Annotated in this window: 18 protein-coding genes; 6 read left to right on the top strand and 12 right to left on the bottom strand. The window is 71.1% G+C overall.

Going from position 1 to position 19,586, the window contains the following annotated elements; translation table 11 throughout:
• Nucleotides 1–79: 79 nt before the first annotated feature.
• A complete protein-coding gene (locus tag MDN94_RS00090) occupies nucleotides 80–640 on the top strand; it encodes a hypothetical protein (protein WP_482723966.1) in 561 nt (186 codons plus the stop codon).
• A 171-nt stretch (nucleotides 641–811) separates the two neighbouring features.
• Here the strand turns inward: MDN94_RS00090 and MDN94_RS00085 are convergent, their stop codons facing one another.
• The 4 genes from MDN94_RS00085 to MDN94_RS00070 form a co-directional block, all read right to left on the bottom strand.
• Entirely contained in the window at nucleotides 812–2,383 is a 1,572-nt protein-coding gene (locus MDN94_RS00085; RefSeq protein ID WP_482723965.1) for a DUF1996 domain-containing protein, read from the bottom strand.
• Nucleotides 2,384–2,547: 164 nt separating this feature from the next.
• Complete coding sequence (locus MDN94_RS00080) at nucleotides 2,548–3,210, bottom strand: LuxR C-terminal-related transcriptional regulator (RefSeq protein WP_482723964.1); 663 nt, start codon at nucleotides 3,208–3,210, stop codon at nucleotides 2,548–2,550.
• On the bottom strand, nucleotides 3,195–4,463 hold the full coding sequence (locus MDN94_RS00075) for a sensor histidine kinase (protein WP_482723963.1): 1,269 nt from the start codon (nucleotides 4,461–4,463) through the stop codon (nucleotides 3,195–3,197). The genes MDN94_RS00080 and MDN94_RS00075 overlap by 16 nt, the downstream gene beginning before the upstream one ends.
• A gap of 164 nt (nucleotides 4,464–4,627) precedes the next feature.
• A complete protein-coding gene (locus tag MDN94_RS00070; protein WP_482723962.1) occupies nucleotides 4,628–5,611 on the bottom strand; it encodes an NAD-dependent epimerase/dehydratase family protein in 984 nt (327 codons plus the stop codon).
• Between the two features lie 118 nt (nucleotides 5,612–5,729).
• On the opposite strand from MDN94_RS00070, the gene MDN94_RS00065 reads away from it, so the two are divergent.
• Together MDN94_RS00065 and MDN94_RS00060 are read left to right on the top strand one after the other, a co-directional pair.
• Nucleotides 5,730–6,314 carry a hypothetical protein gene (locus MDN94_RS00065; RefSeq protein ID WP_482723961.1) on the top strand — a complete coding sequence of 195 codons (585 nt, stop codon included), beginning with the start codon at nucleotides 5,730–5,732 and terminating at the stop codon, nucleotides 6,312–6,314.
• A 58-nt stretch (nucleotides 6,315–6,372) separates the two neighbouring features.
• Nucleotides 6,373–7,803 carry a PepSY-associated TM helix domain-containing protein gene (locus MDN94_RS00060; protein WP_482723960.1) on the top strand — a complete coding sequence of 477 codons (1,431 nt, stop codon included), beginning with the start codon at nucleotides 6,373–6,375 and terminating at the stop codon, nucleotides 7,801–7,803.
• Here MDN94_RS00060 and MDN94_RS00055 read toward each other — a convergent pair.
• Together MDN94_RS00055 and glnII are read right to left on the bottom strand one after the other, a co-directional pair.
• Nucleotides 7,800–8,336 carry a winged helix-turn-helix domain-containing protein gene (locus MDN94_RS00055; RefSeq protein ID WP_482723959.1) on the bottom strand — a complete coding sequence of 179 codons (537 nt, stop codon included), beginning with the start codon at nucleotides 8,334–8,336 and terminating at the stop codon, nucleotides 7,800–7,802. The two genes, MDN94_RS00060 and MDN94_RS00055, sit on opposite strands and share 4 nt — an antisense overlap.
• A 378-nt stretch (nucleotides 8,337–8,714) precedes the next feature.
• On the bottom strand, nucleotides 8,715–9,734 hold the full coding sequence (gene glnII / locus MDN94_RS00050; RefSeq protein ID WP_482723958.1) for a glutamine synthetase: 1,020 nt from the start codon (nucleotides 9,732–9,734) through the stop codon (nucleotides 8,715–8,717).
• Nucleotides 9,735–10,231: 497 nt separating this feature from the next.
• Here glnII and MDN94_RS00045 point away from each other — a divergent pair, with 497 nt between their 5' ends.
• Entirely contained in the window at nucleotides 10,232–11,152 is a 921-nt protein-coding gene (locus MDN94_RS00045) for a Gfo/Idh/MocA family protein (RefSeq protein WP_482723957.1), read from the top strand.
• Between the two features lie 194 nt (nucleotides 11,153–11,346).
• On the opposite strand, the gene MDN94_RS00040 is transcribed toward MDN94_RS00045, so the two are convergent.
• From MDN94_RS00040 to MDN94_RS00030, 3 genes are all read right to left on the bottom strand, one after another.
• Nucleotides 11,347–12,075 (bottom strand): RlpA-like double-psi beta-barrel domain-containing protein, encoded by a 729-nt coding sequence (locus tag MDN94_RS00040; RefSeq protein WP_482723956.1) that lies wholly within the window; start codon nucleotides 12,073–12,075, stop codon nucleotides 11,347–11,349.
• 158 nt (nucleotides 12,076–12,233) lie between these two features.
• Complete coding sequence (locus MDN94_RS00035) at nucleotides 12,234–13,628, bottom strand: hypothetical protein (protein ID WP_482723955.1); 1,395 nt, start codon at nucleotides 13,626–13,628, stop codon at nucleotides 12,234–12,236.
• Between the two features lie 20 nt (nucleotides 13,629–13,648).
• A complete protein-coding gene (locus MDN94_RS00030; protein WP_482723954.1) occupies nucleotides 13,649–14,011 on the bottom strand; it encodes an arsenate reductase family protein in 363 nt (120 codons plus the stop codon).
• A gap of 122 nt (nucleotides 14,012–14,133) precedes the next feature.
• On the opposite strand from MDN94_RS00030, the gene MDN94_RS00025 reads away from it, so the two are divergent.
• Nucleotides 14,134–14,400, top strand: coding sequence for a hypothetical protein (locus MDN94_RS00025; protein WP_441262654.1), 267 nt, complete (start codon nucleotides 14,134–14,136; stop codon nucleotides 14,398–14,400).
• 10 nt (nucleotides 14,401–14,410) lie between these two features.
• Here the strand turns inward: MDN94_RS00025 and MDN94_RS00020 are convergent, their stop codons facing one another.
• The 3 genes from MDN94_RS00020 to glnA all read right to left on the bottom strand — a co-directional run bounded on the left by MDN94_RS00020 (nucleotide 14,411) and on the right by glnA (nucleotide 18,589).
• On the bottom strand, nucleotides 14,411–15,277 hold the full coding sequence (locus tag MDN94_RS00020) for an MOSC domain-containing protein (RefSeq protein ID WP_482723953.1): 867 nt from the start codon (nucleotides 15,275–15,277) through the stop codon (nucleotides 14,411–14,413).
• 180 nt (nucleotides 15,278–15,457) lie between these two features.
• Nucleotides 15,458–16,717 (bottom strand): S8 family peptidase, encoded by a 1,260-nt coding sequence (locus MDN94_RS00015; protein ID WP_482723952.1) that lies wholly within the window; start codon nucleotides 16,715–16,717, stop codon nucleotides 15,458–15,460.
• 462 nt (nucleotides 16,718–17,179) lie between these two features.
• The gene (glnA, locus tag MDN94_RS00010; protein ID WP_189476444.1) at nucleotides 17,180–18,589 is read right to left on the bottom strand and encodes a type I glutamate--ammonia ligase; all 1,410 of its coding nucleotides are present in this window, start codon (nucleotides 18,587–18,589) and stop codon (nucleotides 17,180–17,182) included.
• Nucleotides 18,590–18,796: 207 nt separating this feature from the next.
• Here glnA and MDN94_RS00005 point away from each other — a divergent pair, with 207 nt between their 5' ends.
• Nucleotides 18,797–19,264, top strand: a complete 468-nt coding sequence (locus MDN94_RS00005) for an RDD family protein (protein ID WP_482723951.1) — start codon at nucleotides 18,797–18,799, stop codon at nucleotides 19,262–19,264.
• Nucleotides 19,265–19,586 lie beyond the last annotated feature (322 nt).

Below are 19,586 nucleotides of genomic sequence, written 5' to 3'. Positions count from 1 at the left end.
GCGACAACAGGTGCGTGCGGAGCGCGGGTTACCTGCGGTTCTGCCGCGCGAAGGGAGAGCGGGAAGGCACCATGGCCGGATGCGGACGAGTACGAGTACGAGCACCAGCACACGGCGGGCGGCCCGGACAGGACTGGCAGTTGTCCTCCTGGCCCTGGCGACGGCCTGCGGTTCCGGCGCCGGCGAAGACGGGCGTGTCGGACCCGACAAGGGCGCGAAGGCGCCGAAGACGGCGACAGGCAGTCTGGAGGACCTCGCACGCCAGGCCGAATGTGAACCGAACATCCAGACGGACGCGGACGAATTGCGCCAGGCCAACTGCAGGACGGCCGACGGCAAGTACATCCTCGCGACCTTCGCCACCGACCGCGGCCAGCGCGAGTGGATCAACGAGGCCAACGACTACGGCGGCACCTATCTGGTCGGGCGCAAGTGGGTCGCGGTCGGCGACGAGAAGGTCGTGGCGGCCCTGCGGGACCGGCTCGGCGGCACCGTCGAGACCGGGGCGCAGCACGGCTCCGGCCACGGCGGCGACAGCGGCGGCGAGGTCGGTGGCCACGACGGTCACGAGGGCGGCGCGGGCAGCGGGGAGAGCGGCGAGGATGCCGGGGAGGGGCACGAAGGGCACCAGGGGAGCTGACCGGCCCCTTCGGCTCGGGCCGGTCCGGGTACTGCGGCCCGGACCGGCCCGGGAGAGGTCGTGCTGTGCCGTCCGCAGACGGAAAGCGGCCGGGCCGGTCCGGGAATCTCCCGGACCGGCCCGGCCTTTGAGGCACCGGTGGGTCACCGGCTCTCCGCCGTGCCCGGTGGATCACTGACAGTTGCGGCCGTCGTTGATGCAGTCCACCATCTCGTCCATCAGGTCCTCGTCGAAGACGTTGATGAAGTCACCGTGGTCGGTGATCGGCTTGTGCAGCTGCTCGGGGAACGAGTCCACCGCGAAGACCGACGCGTTGTCCCCGTCGAAGACCGGCGGCGGCACGTCGTAGACGATTCGCTGCACCAGTTGCGGGATCGGCTGGAACCCGTCCTGGCAGCTGCCGTCCTCGTCGGCGAAGGCCACGTGGGTGCGGTGGTTCGCGCTGTCGGTGTTCTGACCGTCCCAGCAGCTCTGGAACTTGAAGCTGCGCACCACCTGGCTGCCCTCGGGGCAGATGGGGTACTTGTCCTTCAGCTGGCGGTCCTCGAATCCGGTGCAGCTCCACGAGGCATTGGCATTCGCGTCGCCGTTGGTGAGCGACTTGGCGTCACCGGTGATGATCCGGAGGAATTTCGGCATCGCGGTGACCTTGCTCCGCGGATTGCCCTCGAACGTCAGCGTGACCTCCGACGGTGTCTGGATCTCACCGACGTTCTGGTCGTTGCCGCCGCCGTCCTCGCCGGCGTCGAACTCGTTCTGGCCGTTTTGCAGACGCAGCACGGGCCAGTAATAGGTCGACTTGTCACCCTGGTTGTTGCAGGTGGTGTCTCCGTTCGCGAAATCGTCGTCGCTGGCGAAAGCGTCATTGGCCTGGTTGCCCACATAGTCGTGCATGTGGTGCGCGCCGTTGCTGACACCAGGGGCGGCGATCACGTTGTCGGAATTGAACTTGCCGTTCTCGTTCACACCGCAGTCGGTGGTGAAACTGCCCTGGGAGGCACCGCTGCCCTGCTGCGGCTCCTGGACGTTCGGCTCGACGGACTGGATGTCGACGAAGTCGCCCTCCTCGGGGCCGTTGCCGGCCTGGCCGCCGTTCCCGTTGTTGTCGCCGTCGTCGTTCCCGTCGTTGTTGTCGCCGTCACCGTTGTCCTGGTCGCCGCCGTCCTGGCCGCCGTCCTGGTCCTGGTCCTGGCCGCCGTCGGCGTCCTGGCCGTCGTTCTGGCCGTCCTCTCCGTCGTTCTGCCCGTCGTTCTGGTCACCGTCGTCGTTGTCGTCGCCGCGCAGGGTGCACGGAGCGGTCGACTCCAGACCCTCGGGGCGTTCGGCGGAGCGGTCTATCAGGGCGACGATGCGCTGGATGATCACCAGGCGCTCGTTCTTCAGCGGCGTCAGAATCTCGTTCTGCGCGAAGGTGCGGTCGCTCTGGACCCGCTCCTGGTTGTCGGCGAACCGCTGGTAGTAGTTGGTGATCTGGGTGTCCAGCGTGGCGAGTTCCCGGTCGACCGCGAACCGCTGGTCGTCAGGGATCTCCTCGATGGAATTCACGACCTCCGGACAGTCGATCGTGGAGACCGCCTGTCCGGCGCTCTGCGTTCTGGGCCCGGTCCGGTCATCGCCCCAGCCCTCGTGGGCGGAAGCGTAGAAATTGGCCGCGACGAGCCCGCCCCCACCCAGAATGAGGGCAGCCGTGGCCGCGATCGCCCGGTTTGCCAGCGTTGAGCGTTTTCTCGATTTGCGTCCCATGGAACTCCAATCCCGGGGGAGGGAAGTAGCGTCGTTCCATACGGAGACCACCGACGGGGTGTTCAGTCCTGTGTGGAAATCGTAGAAGCCTCCAGCGTCAAATCGTTTGGACATAGCCGAAAAGGGGCATTGTCAGGTCTGCACCCCGGAGCCGGCCCCACTTCTCAACTTCCGGTCGTACGCCCGTGATCCAGATATGCGAGCACCGCCAGGACCCGGCGGTTGTCGTCGTCCGACACCGGCAGACCCAGCTTGGCGAAGATGTTCGACGTGTGCTTGGCCACCGCCCGTTCGGTCACCACCAGCTGTGACGCGATCGCCGCGTTCGAACGGCCCTGCGCCACCAGCTCCATGACCTCCCGCTCACGCGGCGTCAGACCCTCCATCGGCCGGTCCTGCGAACGCCGCGACAGCAACTGCGAGATGACCTGCGGATCCATCGCCGTACCGCCCGCCGCCACCCGGCGCACCGCGTCGACGAACTGCTCCGCGTCGAACACCCGGTCCTTCAGCAGGTATCCCACCCCGCCGTTGCCGTCCGCCAGCAACTCCCGTGCGTACAGCTGCTCCACATGCTGCGAGAGCACCAGCACCGGCAGCCCGGGCCTCGCCCGCCGCGCCGCCAGCGCACACTGGAGCCCCTCGTCCGTGTGCGACGGCGGGAGCCGGACGTCGACGACCGCGACATCCGGCTCCAACTCCGCAAGTGCCTTGGTGAGTTCGGGGCCGGTCTCCACCGCGGCCAGGATCTCGAAGTCGAACGCCTCGAGCATCCGGACCAGGCCGTCCCGCAGGAGGAACAGGTCCTCCGCTAGAACAACTCGCAAGGGATCTCCATGGTGACCATGGTGGGACCGCCCGCGGGGCTGCTGACGGCCAGGACTCCGTCGAATGTACCCAGCCGCCGCTCGACACCGCTCAGACCCGAGCCCGCCCCGACCACCGCACCACCTTTGCCGTTGTCCGTCACCGAGATCCGCAGCGCCCCGTCCGCGTACGCAATGTCCACCCAGACGCGGTCCGCCCCCGCGTGCTTGACCGTGTTGGTGAGGGCCTCGCTCACCGCGAAGTACGCCGCGGACTCGACGGGCGCGTCGGGGCGGCCGGACAGCTCGACCGCCACCTCGGCCGGCACCGGCAGCCGCAGCGCCAGGGCCCTCACCCCGTCCCCCAGCCCCCGTTCCGCCAGCACCGGCGGATGGATGCCGCGCACCAGGTCACGCAGCTCGGTCAGCGCCTCCGCGGACGACTCCCGCGCCTTGGAGATCAACTCCCTCGCCTGCGCCGGGTCCTTCTCGATCAGCGCCTCGATCGTGCCGAGGTTCATCCCCATCGCGACCAGCCGCGCCTGCGCGCCGTCGTGCAGATCACGCTCGATGCGGCGCAGCTCGGCCGCCGACGTGTCGAGCGCGTCGTGACGGGTCTCGGTCAGCCGGTCGATGCGCTGCTCCAGCTCCTCCTCGCGGCCGGGCGTCAGCACGGCCCCCGCGAGCCTGAAGTGCGCCCGTACGAGACGAGGGTTGACGTGCAGCGCCACGATCAACCACACCAGGCCGAGCAGCGCCGCCGGCCTGGCCGAGTCACCGCTCGCGACCGGCAGGAACGTGTACCAGTACGTGCCGCCGGCCTCCACGATCGGCTGCCACAGCCCCGCCGCGAGCAGCAGCCCGAACACGCCCTCCAGGACCAGCGCCGGCGCGAGGATCGCGACGACCGCGCCGCCCGTCATGTCGGCGAGCAGCCACCGTATGTCCCGCCACGTCGCCGGGTCCTTCAGCATCAGCGAACACCGCTCGACCCGACCGGCGACGCCCTTCCGCTCGTTCTTCGGGAAGGGCCGGTAACGGACCGGGATACGCACCTTGGACCACTGGGCCGCGAGCAGCCGACGGCGGTTCACATGGGCCCTCAGCAGGGTCAGCACCGGGGGCGTGGTGAACACGCCCAGCCCGATGGGGATCAGCGCGATCGACACCGCCGTGAAAGCGAAGAGGACGACGGACCCGATCATCGCCGTCAGCGCGAGCACCAGCCCTTGCACACCAGCAGCAAGCGCGCCGCGTGCCTTCTTGATCGCCATGAATCCCCCTGCTTGGGCGTGTGTCCGTCGGTCTGTCCCCTGTCGATCACCAGTGTGGCGGCCGCGAACGCGCTTCCGCACTGGTGGAGGGCACCGGGTGAGGGGTGTACCTGACGACACCATGGGGGTCCGGGCGGGTCCCGGCTTCGCTGTGCGTCGCCCGGTCAGTCCGCGAGCAGGCGCTGTTCGACCTCCGGTGCCAACCCCACCCGCGGACGGTCCGCACGGTGCGGCGCCGTGCCGCCCAGGGACGTGAGCCACGTCCACGTGTCGCGGACCGTGTCCGCGACCGGCCGGCACCGCAGACCCGCCGCCCTCGCCCGGCCCACGCCTACGCCGTGCACCGCCCCGTAAGCCTCCTGCGTCGGAGGGATCCAGACGGGCAGGTCCGTCCATGGTTCGATGCCTGCCGCGAGGATCGTCTCCGGGTCCGTCCACCGCAGCCGTGCCGTCGACCCCGTCACCGTGATGCAGGTGTCGAGGAGTTCGCCCGTCGTCGTGTGGCCCGGTTCGCTCGTCAGGTTGTACGGTCCCCGTCGTCCGGCGGCCGCCGCGTCGAGCGTCCACTCGGCGAGGTCGCGTGCGTCGATGTACTGGAGCGGTGTCTCCCGCGGCCCGGGCGCGAGCACGTCGCCGCCGCGTGCGATGCGGCCGAGCCACCAGGGGAGCCGGCCGATGTTCTCCCACGGCCCGAGGATCAGCCCGCAGCGCACCAGCAGCGAGTCCTCGTCGCCGAAGGCGTCGAGGACCGCCAGTTCGCCGCCCCGCTTGGCCTCGGCGTACGGCACGTCGACGGCGTCGGGGGAGCTGTCGACCAGGGGTGCCGTCTCGTCGTACCCGGCCGGCTGGGGCCAGACGTACACCGAGCAGCTGGAGATGTAGACGTAGCGCCCCACGCGCCCGGCGAGCAGTCGGGCCGTGCGGCGGACCGCCGCCGGCGAGCTCGACCAGGTGTCGACGACGGCGTCCCATGTGCCGTGGGCGAGCGCGTCGAGGTCGCCGAGCCGGTCCCCCAGGAGTACGGCCGCGCCCTTCGGCGCCGGATGCCTGCCTCGGTGGAAGACGGTGACGTCCCATCCACGCGCCAGCGCCGCCTCCGTGACCGCACGCCCCACGAACTCCGTACCGCCCAGAATCAAAAGCCTCATGATCACGACTGTGCCTCGGGAGACCCCGCGGAGGACAGTGGTTCTGCTGCGGGAAGAACACGTTCGTACCCGCGGTCACTCTCCCGGACCCGCCGCCGTGGTGGCAGCATGACGGACGATGACGGACACCCGGTCGCCGATGCGCGCCCTGCGGGCCGCGCTCTTCGCGGCGGTGGCCGTCGTTCTCGCCGCTATGGGGCATTCATCCCTGTCTGCGCACGACATCCCGCCGTCCGCGCTGCTGATCGCACTGGGTGTCACCGCGGCTGTGGGTTGGTTCGCGGCCGGACGCCGCCGCGGGACCCGTGCCATCGGCGCCGGTCTGCTCGCCGTGCAGGGCGCCCTGCACCTGATCTTCGCGGACACCGGCCGGCCGGCCGGGCACCACCACGGGCATCGGGCGGAGACGGCCATGGGCCTCGCCGACGGGGCGGGCATGCTCGTCGTGCACCTGGTCGCGGCCGCCGGCTGTGCGCTCTGGCTCGCCCACGGGGAGGCCGCGTTCTTCCGGCTCGCGGGCTCCGTGTTCGCGTTCGCCTTCACGCCGCTGCGACTTCTCCTCGGCGTCGTACGGATTCCTGAACCACCGCGTCCGGTGGTTCGCCCGGCCGTCCGCGCCCGTCACCACGGTGTCGTCCTGGCGCACACCGTCGTCCGCCGCGGCCCGCCGACGCCGGCCGCCCCCCGCGCCACGGCCCCCTGAGCCGCTGTCCGACCTGGGGGCCGCTTCCCCATGTCGACAACGAATCCTTAGGACCGCCATGTCTGTTGACGCCCCCGACCAGGGCGCAGCACCTCAGGCCGCCACCGGCCGGACCGAATCCACCTCCACCTGGGGCGCGCTGCGACCGCTCGTGCTCCGGCTCCACTTCTACGCGGGGCTGCTGATCGCCCCGCTGCTTCTCGTCGCCGCTGTCAGCGGCCTGCTGTACTCCCTGTCCTTCCAGGCTGAGAAGTTCGTCTACCGCGACGAGCTCACCACTCCCGTGTCCGGCCCGTACCTGCCGCTCGGCACCCAGCTCGAGGCGGCCCGCGAGGCGCGTCCCGACGCCACCGTCACCGCCGTGTGGCCCTCGTACGAGGAGGGGGCGACGACCAGGGTGCTGATGGACGCTCCCGGCATCGCGGAGGGCAGGTCCCTCGCCGTCTTCGTCGACCCGTACACCGCCGACATACGGGGCGAGCTCCCGTCGTACGGCAGTTCCGGAGCCCTCCCGCTCCGGACATGGCTCGACGAACTCCACCGCGACCTGCATCTCGGTGATTTCGGCCGCAACTACAGCGAACTCGCCGCGAGCTGGCTCTGGGTCGTCGCCCTCGGCGGGCTGCTGCTCTGGCTGGGCCGCCGGCGCCGTACCAAGCGGGCCCTGATCCTGCCCGAGCGGGGTGCGAGGGGGCGCCGCAGGACGCTGTCCTGGCACGGCTCCGTCGGACTGTGGGCCGTGACCGGCCTGGTCCTGCTCTCGGCCACCGGCCTCACCTGGTCCCGTTACGCGGGCGAGAACATCGGCGCGCTCCAGGACCGGCTGGGCGGCGCCACACCCGGCGTCTCCGCCGTGATCGGCGAGGGCGGGGCGGCCGGCGGCGACGGGCACGAGGGCCACGGCGGCAGTGGACGCGGATCGCAGCACCAGGGCGCGGACGTCGGCATCAACGACGCCGTGGCCGCCGCCCGCGAGGCCGGCGTCGACGGCAAGGTCGCCGTGACCCTGCCGGCCGACGGCACCGGCTATGTCGTCAAGGAGACCGACACCCAGTACCCGGTCCACCTCGACTCGGTGGCGATCGACCCGGCCGACGGGCGGGTCATCGACGAACTGCGCTTCGACGACTACCCGTTGCTCGCCAAACTGACCCGCTTCGGCATCGACGGCCACATGGGCGTGCTCTTCGGCCTGGCCAACCAGCTCGTGCTGGCCGCGCTGATGGGCGCCCTCATCCTGCTCATCGTGTGGGGCTACCGCATGTGGTGGCTGCGCCGGCCCACCAAGGAACGCGCGCTGGGCGCGGGCCGGCCGGCGCCGCGCGGAGCGTGGCGGAAGCTGCCGGTGACGGTGCTGCTGCCGCTGGCCGCGGCGACGGCCGCGGCGGGCTGGTTCGTGCCGATGCTCGGTATCAGCCTGCTGGTGTTCCTGGCCGTCGACATCGCGCTGGGCGCCGCCGCGAGGAACAGGGCACGCACCGGGGGCTAGGGGGCGTACTTGTAGCCGACCCGCCGCACGGTCTGGATCGTGCGGCGGTGTTCGGCGCCCAGCTTGCGCCGCAGCCGCGCCACATGGACGTCGACGGTTCGGCCGTCGCCCACGTGCCCGTAGCCCCACACCGTGGTGACCAGTTGGTCACGGGTGTGCACCCGCTGCGGATGCGCCACCAGATGGGCCAGCAGCTCGAACTCGAGGTACGTCAGGTCCAGTGCCCGCCCGTCCACATGGGCGGTGCGCCGGACCGGGTCGATCAGCACCGGGCCGCCGTCCGTGCCGTTCTGCGGAGTGTCGGTCGGGTGCGGCTGCCCGTCGGCCGGCACGAGCACCAGGTAGCCGATCATCGGGGGCCTTCCCGGCAACTCGGGCAGGGTGTGCGGCGGGGCGGGCAGCCACGTGGCGCCCGGCGGAAGGAGGCCTGCGACGTCGACCACCTCGTCACGGTCGACGGCACGCAGCCGGTGCCGGTCGGAGGGACGCTGGGCGGGCCGGGCGACGGCGGAGAAGGAACGGGTGTTCGCCATGGGAGGTCAGCTCTTTCGCGCGGAGGGAGACGGACGTATGTACGTCGTGCGCGCCGGCCGGGAACCGGGATGACGGCTTCAGAGGGCCTGCGCGCTCACGCGCGGCAACACACCCGGTCGAAGTCGTGATGCTGCCGGGAGGGCCAGAACGGCTCGAGGTCGGTGCGACCTGTCGCGCTGCTCCGGTGGATGCTGGCCATGACCCCATTCAAGCAGACGCGAGGCTTCCGCCGCAGGCCCCTCTCACACGTCGATACGCGTTCCCCGTGGGGGTGTTGACCGAAGACGCCTGTACGGCCCGCGTCCCCGGCCCGCCCAGGCAGACGGAAAGGGGCCCCGCCACAATCGGCGGGGCCCCTTTCACAGAGCTGTTTGCGCTCAGACCTGGCCGGCCTTCTCCAGCGCCGCGCAGCAGGTGTCCACCAGGAGGCGGGTCACCACGTACGGGTCGACGTTGGCGTTCGGGCGGCGGTCCTCGATGTAGCCCTTGCCGTCCTGCTCGACCTGCCACGGGATACGGACCGAGGCGCCACGGTCGGAGACGCCGTAGCTGTACTCGTTCCACGGGGCGGTCTCGTGCAGACCGGTGAGACGGTCGTCGATGCCGGCGCCGTAGTTCTTGACGTGGTCGAGGGGCTTGGAGCCCTCACCCAGCGACTCGCATGCGGTGATGATGGCGTCGTAGCCCTCACGCATAGCCTTGGTCGAGAAGTTGGTGTGCGCGCCCGCGCCGTTCCAGTCGCCCTTGACCGGCTTGGGGTCCAGCGTCGCGGAGACCTTGAAGTCCTCGGCGGTGCGGTAGAGCAGCCAACGGGCCACCCACAGCTGGTCGGCGACCTCGAGCGGGGCGAGCGGGCCGACCTGGAACTCCCACTGGCCGGGCATGACCTCGGCGTTGATGCCGGAGATGCCGAGCCCTGCCTTCAGGCAGTTCTCCAGGTGCGCCTCGACGACGTCACGGCCGAAGATCTCGTCGGCGCCGACACCGCAGTAGTAGCCGCCCTGCGGGGCGGGGAAGCCGCCGGCCGGGAAGCCGAGCGGACGCTCACCGTCGAAGAAGGTGTACTCCTGCTCGATGCCGAAGATCGGCTCCTGAGCGGCGAAGCGCTCGTAGACCTCGGCGAGCGCGGCGCGGGTGTTGGACTCGTGCGGGGTCATGTCCGTGTTGAGGACCTCGCACATCACCAGGACGTCGTCGCCGCCGCGGATCGGGTCCGGGCAGGTGAAGACCGGCTTCAGCACGCGGTCGGAGGCGTGGCCCTCGGCCTGGTTGGTGCTGGACCCGTCGAAGCCCCAGATGGGCAGCTCAGCGCCATCGTTGAGGATCTTCGTCTTCGAGCGAAGCTTGGCGGTCGGCTCGGTGCCGTCGATCCAGATGTACTCAGCCTTGAAGGTCACGGGGCCTCATCCTTTGCGGGTGCAGCGGTATGCCGCGCAGCTTGGCAATACGCGATTTCCCGGCCGTTGCCCGTTTGTGAACCCCGCGTTACGCGGTATGCCGGACGACCGGGACGGGTCGGGGAGGCGCTTGTCCCGCCACGGCCGGAGCAGGGGCGGCGGCACCTCGGACCGGGGTCGCGAATGCGCGTGGCAGGTCGCGATGTCGCTGGTCAGTGGCGCTTCGCAGGGGCTGGGAGCGTTGTCCGGACGCGTCAGGGGAGAGGTCGCGGGAACCGTCCTGGGCAACGTTTCCGGGAATGTTCTGAGACACGCGACACATCCCGGTCGGTCGGTGATCGTCCCGGCCGCCGCGAGCCGGGGTGTGAGAGGCGGGACGTGGCCCGGGCCCCCGGGAAACGGGCCGGCGGCGGCACGTCGTATACAGGGGCCTCCACGGGCGCGCGCCCGCCGGACGGGGCGGATGGGCGGCTCTGTGACCATGCACACTGGTGCGCATGACGAAGCAGACAAAGCCGCTGCGTATAGGCCTCATCGGTGCCGGGCCGTGGGCGGGAACGACGCAGGCGCCGGCGCTGGCCGGGCATCCGGATGTCGTGTTCAGCGGCGTGTGGGGGAGGCGGCCGGAGGCGGCCGCGGCACTGGCCGACGCGCATGGCACGGCGGCGTTCACCGGCGACGAGGGCGTCGAGGCCCTGCTCGCGGTCAGCGACGCCGTCGCGTTCGCCGTGCCGCCGGACGTCCAGGCCCCGCTCGCCGCCAGGGCGGCCGCGGCGGGCCGCCACCTGCTGCTGGACAAGCCGGTCGCGACCAACGTGGCCGCGGCGCACGCGGCGGCCCGTGCCGCAAAGGACGCCCAAGTGGCGTCCGTGGTCTTCTGCACGCTGCGGTTCGCCGCCGACACGGCACCCTGGGTGGCCGAACAGGCCGCGTCGGAAGGGTGGTTCACGGCGCACGCCCAGTGGCTCGGTTCGCTGTACTCGGACGGCTCCGACAGCCCGTTCGCGGCCTCACCCTGGCGGCGTGAGAAGGGCGGCCTGTGGGACGTCGGCCCGCACGCCCTCTCCGCGCTGATCCCGGTGCTCGGCGATGTGACAACGCTGTCGGCGGCCCGTGGCCCGGCCGACACCGTCCACCTGGCACTGCGGCACGCCTCCGGGGCATCCAGCACGGTGACCCTCGGCCTGAGCGCGCCGGGCAAGGCGGCCGGCACGAGCCTTGTCCTGCTGGGCGAGCGGGGGAGGGCGGAGCTTCCCGAGGGCTGGGGCGATCCGGTCGACTCGTTCCGCAGGGCGGTCGACGCGCTGCTCGCCTCCGCGCGAACGGGGCGGGCGCACGACTGCGACATCCGCTTCGGAGTACGGCTCACCGAGATCCTCGCGGAAGCCGAGGACCTGCTCGCCGGGACGGCGCCGTAGGCGGCGGGAAGGCCGCAGCCGCAGGGCCGGCGGGGGCGTTACCGGGGCCTGCGGCTACGGCGGCGCGACGGCCGTGCGGTACGGACGGCGCCGTGCCGCCGGGTGTGCGGCCCGGCGGCCACGGCTCCCCCTGGGACAGTGGAAGGGGGAGCCGCCACGGCGTACGTCCTCGGATCCGGCGCGACCGGTCCGGGTCAGCCGACGCGCTCGATACGCGCGTTGCGGATGAGGAACTTGCCCGCCTCGCGCACCTGCTCGAAGGCGGCGTTGTTCAGCAGCGCGCAGCTGCCGGAGACGGAAGTGACCTCGACGGTCGTGGACTTGTCGTTGTCCAGGTTGGTCACCTTGAGCCGCGTCCCGACGGGGAACTCGCTGCTGGAGGCGGCGGGTGCGCCGCCCTCACCGGAGAGCGTCACGGTGGAGCCGGCGCAGACCACCTCGCCCGCGCCGCCGCCGGCCCCCTCGCCCGCCTGGTCACCCTGCCCGGCGTCCTGGTCTTCACCTGCGCCCTGGTCCTGCCCGGCGTCCTGGTCTTCACCTGCGCCCTGGTCCTGCCCGGCGTCCTGGTCCTCGCCCGCGCCGTCCTCTGCGGGCGGCGCCTCGGCGGGCGGCTGTTCGGCCGGGGGAGCCGCTGCCTGGCCGCCGCCCTCTCCTGCGTCGCAGCCGGCGGCCTCCTGCTGGACCCTGATCTGCGCGATCACCGCCTCGCGGTTGGCGATCCGCGCCTCCGACTGGGCGTCGGGATTAGCCCGTTGTCCGGCGATGAAGTTCTCGTTGTTGCGGACCGCCTGGGCCAGACCGTCGCAGGCCACGGACGCCTGGCTTGTCCCGGTCATGACAATCGCAGTGCCGCCGGCCATGGCCGCCGCGCCGACGAGGAGGGCGAGCTTCTTCTTGCCGCTGAGGGTCTTCTTGCGTGACACGTAAGGGCTCCTGTCCCCGGCCGCGGGGGCGGCCGGATGGTTCCTTGTGCCCTTACGTACGAGTAGCCGTGGCGGGCTGCTCACCGGCTCCGCCCGTCTCTTCCTTAACTTTCCTTAAGGCAAGGGCAGTTCGCGCCGCCCGGTGCGGCACCGCGCTCTCACGCGCCTGCCGCGTCGAGCAGGGAGCGCATCTCCTGTGCGGGCAGCCCCGGGTGCGCAGCCGCGCCCTCCCACGTCCGCGGACCCGCCCCCGGGTCGGCGAGCAGCGCGCGCACGCGTCCCAGGGGCAACCGCGGATCCTGTGCCGCCTTCCCGCGTACCCGGTCGACCGGATCGCGGCTGAGCCGGTCGATCTGCGCCGGTGTCGCGTCAGGGTCGCGGACCACGAGGGCCCGGGCGTTCGGGTCGTCGGCGTCCGCGAGACGCGCCGCGAGACCGGTACCAGGGAACTGCGGCTTGGCGGCCAGCATCGCCACCGCGCGGTGGCTCCCGTGCAGGTAAAGGTCCAGCAGCAGCTCCGGCGGAGCCGCCGGATGGTACTCGGCCAGCAGCAGCCGGACCGCGAAGTCCTCGTCCCGCGCAAGCAGCTCGACCATGTCGGCGGGCAGACCCCGGCACACGGCGGCGCTTCGCCGCAGCCAGGTGTGCGCGGAGGTCGCGCACCGGCGCAGTACTTCGGGGTCGTCGCGGGCGTCCCACACCCAGCGCAGGGTGTCGAGCCGCTCGTCGGAGTCGACCCTGCAGTCGATCGCCGCCCGCTCCTCCTCGGTCAGGCCGGGACGGGCCGACACTGCGAGCCGGACCAGGGGGTCGTCGTCGACGGCGAGCCCGGCCACCAGATCCGACGGCAGCGTGGGGTTGAGCGCGAGCTTCGTGATGTGGACCCGCTCCGAGACCATCCGCTCGGCCACCTCCCGGCCGAGAGTGCCGCACTCCAGCACCTCACCGAGGCGCCAGCCGCCGCGCAGCCGTTCCACGAGCTCCGTGGTGAGGTCTTCGTCGCCCCGGAAGACATGGAGCGCGGCGGCCGTGCGGACCTCCTCGTCCTCGTCGTTCAGCAGTGCCCGGCGGGCGGCTTCCGGCAGCTTCTCCCAGGCCCGGCACGCGGCCGTGCGGTAGTTCGGGTCCTCGTGGTCGGCGAGCGTCACCAGAATGTGCGCGGGTACACGGCCGTGCCGCACCAGCTCGTACCTGATGTAGTCCCGGGGGTGGCGGAGCAGCCGTTCGTACGCCCGGTCCGGCAGCGGTGGTGCGGCCGTACGGTACGTCAACGGCCCGTGCGCCAGCACCATCGCGTCGCCCGGAGGACCGTCGAGGAGACGGGCGCGCTGTTCGGGGTCGGCGGTCGCGCTCAGGCCGTAGAGCCGGCGCACCTGCCGGTCGGGATGCGTGACGATCGCGTCGACGACGTCCTGCGGCAGCTCCTCGCGCCGGACGACGACGCCGGTGATGCCGTGGATGTCACCCAGGGCCAGCAGCCGCAGCAGTACGTCACCCGGCGCGGCCGGGTTACGGGCCAGGCCCACCAGCGTTCCGCGCTGCCGCTCCGTCATGACCGGTCGCGCCACGCCGTTCAGCCGCGCCCCAGCGCGTCCCGCACCGCTTCCTCCGAGCGTCCCACCACCGCGGACCCGTCGTCCGCCGTGATGATCGGGCGCTGGATGAGCTCAGGGTGCTCCGAGAGCGCTGCCACCCACCGGCCACGTGAGGCGTCGTCCCGCGGCCAGTCGGCGACGCCCAGCTCCTTGGCGACGGCCTCGCCCGTGCGCGTGATGTCCCAGGGCTCCAGGCCCAGACGCTCGAGGACGGCGCGGATCTCGTCCTCGGTCGGCACGTCATCGAGGTACCGGCGCACGGTGTACTCGGCGCCCTCCGCGTCGAGCAGATCCACGGCGCTGCGGCACTTGGAACAGGCGGGGTTGATCCAGATCTCCATGGGCTCCACGGTACCGCTCCAGAGCCCCTCAAATACCGTCTGGCCAGGGGAAATTGTCAGTGCCCGCCGGTAGAATGAACAGTAGTTCGGGATGGTCCCGCCACCGCGCCAGGAGGTTGCCGATGGCCGTAGCCACACTCACGACGAAGCCCCTGACCCCGCTCAGCAAGAAGCCGCTCCCGGCCGGACAGCCGCGCGAGTGGTACGTGTCCCACAACCGCCGGCTGAAGGCAATGCGCCTCGCGATCGCGCTGCTCGACTCCGGCGTCTACCACCCGGCGACCGCCGACAACCGGCGGATCCGGTCGACGGCGGAGCGCATCGGCGTCCATGTCCCGTCCGACACGACATGCCGGATGGTCAGGGCCCTGATCCGCTACGGGCGCTGAGCCGGCCGGTTCACGAGGAGGCGGGGCGCCGGGGATCCGGCGTCCCGTTCCCGTACCGCTCCACCCGTACCGGGTCCCCGACCGACAGCGTGCCCTCGCGCACCACGGCCGCCTTCGCACCGAAGCTCACCTTGTTGTCGTAGGCGGGCTCCCGTCGGTACGTGGCGAGCGTGCGCACCGGTTCGGGGCCGGCCCGCAGCCCCGTACGCTGGTCCACCAGCGGCACGGAGCAGCGCATCGCCCTGACGGAGTGGGCGAGTTGCACACCGCCGGCATCCAAGCGCCGCATGACGTCCTCGTCGTGGGGCTCGGCGCACCCGTCCAGCACGATGTTGGCGCGGAAGCGGTCCATCGGCACCGGTTCCCCACCCGCGGCCTCGATCCGCGCGTTCAGTCCGTCCAGCGACGCCTGGGACACGACGAGCACGGCATGGGCGTCCGCGAAGGCGACCTTCCCCGGCGTCTCGCCCCATCCGTCGCGATCGAAGCCGTCCGGCACGCGCACCAGCCGCGACTTGGCGCCGAGCACCTCGGAGAACCACTCGGCCGCGTCCTCGCCCTGGTCCGGGCAGTGCCCGACCGGCTTGTCGAAGAGGCTCACCGGCCGCGGCTGCCCCTGAGGGTCGACCGCCACGACCACGCTCTCGATCCCGTGCGCGCTCAGCCGCATCGTCCGCCCGCCGTCGAGGAGCTCCGGCCGGACCGCGGCCATGGCGGGTGTCTTGCGCTGACTCCGGAACGACCCGTCGGCGGCGTCGACGACCATGAACGTCCGGTCGTGCTCCAGTCCCATGGCCCCGACGCGGACCGACTCGACGTCGGTTCCGGCGCAGCCCTTGACCGGGTAGTACGTCAGTGCCTGCACAGTGATCCCCATACGGCCCGATCGTAGTGCCTGCATGTACCCCACAACTCGTGCCGCCCGGGCGCGGTGGACGCCGCCACCCGCCCCGCGAGGCCCCACCGGTCGCCGCGGCGGCGGCCGCGCAGAAACGAATGTGGCGTGGGCGCGCACCGGCACCGGTGCGCGCCCACGCCACGAGGCGGATGACCGTCGTCAGAAGGACGAGAGCCTGAGCAGACGCTCCTTGACGCCGTCACCGTCCTGCGAGGGCCAGGACCAGCCCAGGCTGCCGGTGATCTGCAGAGCGGCCTTGACGCTCTGCGGCGTTGCGCCGGGGTGGGTGGCCCGGTACAGCGCTGCGCCGCCCGCGACGTGGGGCGCGGCCATCGAGGTGCCGGACATCGTGGTGTAGCCGCCGCTGTTGGAAGTGGAGCGGATGCACACGCCGGGCGCGATCAGATCGATGTCGGAGCCGTAGTTGGAGAAGTCGGCGAAGGTGTCGTCCTGGTCGTTGCGACACGTCGGCCGGCCGAGACCGCCTGGCTTGCCGTCGAAGTCGGCCAGGGCGCTGACGGTGATGACTTCGTTGTACGCGGCAGGAATCATGTTCTTGGCGTCGGCGTGGTCGTTGCCGGCCGCCACCGTGTAGGTGACGCCCCGGGCGACGGAGTTGCAGATCGCCTGGTGCATGGCGTCGTTGTTGCTCTTGCCGCAGTTGCCGTCGTCGGTGCCCGCGCCGCCGAGGCTCATGTTCGCGACCTCGATCTTGTCGGCGTGCTGGGTGACGTAGTCGATGCCGCAGATGACCGCCGAGGTGGTGCCGCTGCCCGTGGGGTCGAGCACCTGGACCGGCCAGAGCCGGGCGCCCGGTGCCGTACCGACCACCCCCGTGTCGTTGTCCAGGGCGCCGATGGTTCCGGCGACATGCGTACCGTGACCGTGCCAGTCGTTCGGGGGCAGGATGGGGAGCCAGCAGTTCTTGCCGCCGGCCCGGTACACATTGAGGTCGGGGTGGTTCGGGGCGATCCCGGTGTCGATGACGGCGACATCAGCGTTCACCCGGGTGTCGACACCATTGATGGCCGCTGTGGGGCTCTTGTCCGCCTCCACCCGGTCCACACCGGTCGGGACCGACTGAGCGGTGGCCTGTACCCGCCGGTCGGGCTCCACCGAACGCACCCGCGGGTCGTCCGCGAGCGTGGCTGCGACGCTGGGGCTCATGGATGCCGCGTAGCCCTGGAGGGCGTGGCGGTACACGTGCTGGACATCGGCACCCAGTGTGGAGGCCTCCTCGACAGCCGCGTTCACAGCCGCCTCCACGTCGGCAGCGTCGGCAGCGGCCTTTTCCTTGAGGATCACGATGTAACGGCCAGGGAGCTGGTCGGACTGCGGAGGCGCCGTGGCCAACGCCGGGGTCAGTGGTGCGGCGGCAAGAGCGAGCGCGAGGAGGGCCACAGGGAAGATTTTGGGCATCCCAGACCTTTCTTGGGGCATGGAGACCGGAGAGCAACGCCGTCTTTCCGGACAGCTTTCGTAGCTGCACGTTCAGCTACCGCGCTCACAGCTAGCAGCTTCGCGGCGGTGGCGGCAGGCCGACATCCGGCGTTCACCGGATTTCCTGACCCTCTGTCAACCATGTGGTCCTGTGCTCCCCGGCTGCCGGTCGCAGTCCGCGCTCCGGGTCTTCGGGACTTCGAGCAGAGGGCTGAGCCGAGCCGCCCGGGGAGTCCGGCGGCGCGTCGTGCGGCCGGGCGGGACGCGACAGGACGGGACCGACCGACTGGCATACCCGCACTCTCGGCCGCTGCCGGCGCAACGCCGCCACGCGTGAGGCGCCGAACGACCGTCGGCCGTGCCTTCCGGAAGCGGAAGGACACGGCCGACGGTCGTTCAAGGGGTACAGGCGGGCGGAAACCGCTCCGACCTGTGGCGATCTTAGATGTCGAAGTACAGCTCGAACTCGTGCGGGTGCGGACGCAGCTGGATCGGCGCGATCTCGTTCGTGCGCTTGTAGTCGATCCACGTCTCGATCAGGTCGGACGTGAAGACGCCGCCGGCGAGCAGGTACTCGTTGTCCGCCTCGAGGGCGTCCAGCACGGCCGGGAGGGAGGTCGGCACCTGCGGGACGCCCGCGTGCTCCTCGGGGGCCAGCTCGTACAGGTCCTTGTCGATCGGCTCGGCCGGCTCGATCTTGTTCTTGACGCCGTCGAGGCCCGCGAGCAGCAGCGCGGAGAAGGCCAGGTACGGGTTGGACGACGGGTCCGGGGCACGGAACTCGACGCGCTTGGCCTTCGGGTTCGAGCCCGTGATCGGGATGCGCATCGCGGCGGAGCGGTTTCGCTGCGAGTAGACCAGGTTGACCGGGGCCTCGAAGCCGGGGACCAGGCGGTGGTAGGAGTTCACCGTCGGGTTGGTGAAGGCCAGCAGCGACGGGGCGTGCTTGAGGATGCCGCCGATGTAGTACCGGGCGGTGTCGGACAGGCCCGCGTAGCCCTGCTCGTCGTAGAACAGCGGGGCGCCGCCCTGCCACAGGGACTGGTGGACGTGCATGCCGGAGCCGTTGTCACCGAAGATCGGCTTGGGCATGAAGGTCGCGGTCTTGCCGTTGCGCCAGGCGACGTTCTTCACGATGTACTTGAAGAGCATCAGGTCGTCGGCCGCGGCGAGCAGCGTGTTGAACTTGTAGTTGATCTCGGCCTGGCCGGCGGTGCCGACCTCGTGGTGCTGGCGCTCGACCTGGAGGCCGTTCTTGTCCAGCTCCAGGGAGATCTCCGCGCGCAGGTCGGCGAAGTGGTCGACCGGCGGGGCCGGGAAGTAGCCGCCCTTGTAGCGGACCTTGTAACCGCGGTTGTTCTCGATGGCGCCGGTGTTCCAGGCGCCCGCCTCGGAGTCGATGTGGTAGAAGGACTCGTTCGCCGAGGTCTGGAAGCGCACGTTGTCGAACACGTAGAACTCGGCCTCGGGGCCGAAGTACGCGGTGTCGGCGATGCCGGTGGAGGCGAGGTAGGCCTCGGCCTTCTTGGCCACGTTCCGCGGGTCACGGCTGTACTGCTCGCCGGTGATCGGGTCGTGGATGAAGAAGTTGATGTTGACCGTCTTGTCGCGGCGGAAGGGGTCGACACGGGCGGTCGACAGGTCGGCACGCAGCGCCATGTCGGACTCGTGGATCGCCTGGAAGCCGCGGATCGACGAGCCGTCGAAGGCGAGCTCCTCGGCCGGGTCGAACGCCGCTGCCGGGATCGTGAAGTGCTGCATCACGCCAGGCAGGTCGCAGAACCGGACATCGATGAACTTGACGTCCTCGTCCGCGATGAACTTCTTGACGTCATCGGCGTTCTGGAACATCCAACTCCTCCTACTCCCACCCGGGAGGGGCGGGGTTGCAGCTCGTCCGTGCGGCCAGTGCGGTGGCACACGCTGGTCTCGACCGTAGGCGGACGGGATTTCTCCAGCATGACCCATTTGTTTCGACGAAGTTAACCGGACGAGGGTCACGGTGCGGGAACGGCCCCGGACGCAGGAGGGTGAAAGGGGGCGCAGTACCGTGGACGGGTGGACAACAGGCAAGCAATCGGATCGTGGCTTTCCGGGCCCCGCGCGGCCGCGGAGGACATGGGTGTCGACTTCGGGTACCGGGGTCAGCGGCTGGGTCTGCCGGAGCACGGGCCGGGTTCCGTGGCCCCCCTCGGGCGCCGCTTCGGGGCGATCTTCATCGACTGGGGACTGTGTTTCCTGATCGCATACGGACTGTTCGCGGGCCGTGACCAGCAGGCGGCCGGAAACTGGGCCCTCGGCATCTTCCTCACCCTCGGCGTCCTGACGGTGGGCACCGTCGGCTTCACGCCCGGTAAGCGCCTCCTCGGGCTGCGGGTCGCCTCGGAGAACGGTGGACGCCTCGCCTTCGGGTGGGCCGTCGTACGGACGGTGCTGCTCTGTCTCGCGATCCCGGCGCTCGTCTGGGACCGCGACGGCCGCGGCCTGCACGACCGGCTCGCGCGCGCGGTGCAGGTGCGTATCTGAACCGTCCGCCGCGGCGACGCTTCAGATACGGGCCCGGCCCGCCCCACGGAGCTGGAACGCAGGCTCGGACCCGGCCGCGGTCGGCCCCGTCCTCCTCGCCCGCCCCGGGCACGGTCACGCCCGGCAGGGCGGAGCACCCGCCGCAGAGGTGAGGGCCGGCACGGCACCAGCCACCCCCGGCACCCGGTCGATACACATCCCCACGGACGTGAGGCGGGGGCCCGGCACCCTCCCGGGCCCCCCCCCCCCCCCGCGGGCGGGGGGGGGAGGGGGGGGGGCGACGGGGGCGGGGTGGCGGGGGGGGAGGGGGGGCGGGGGGGGG

The sequence above is a fragment of the Streptomyces sp. WAC00040 genome (genome assembly GCF_056835925.1).
This window is presented reverse-complemented; position numbering and strand designations above follow the sequence as displayed.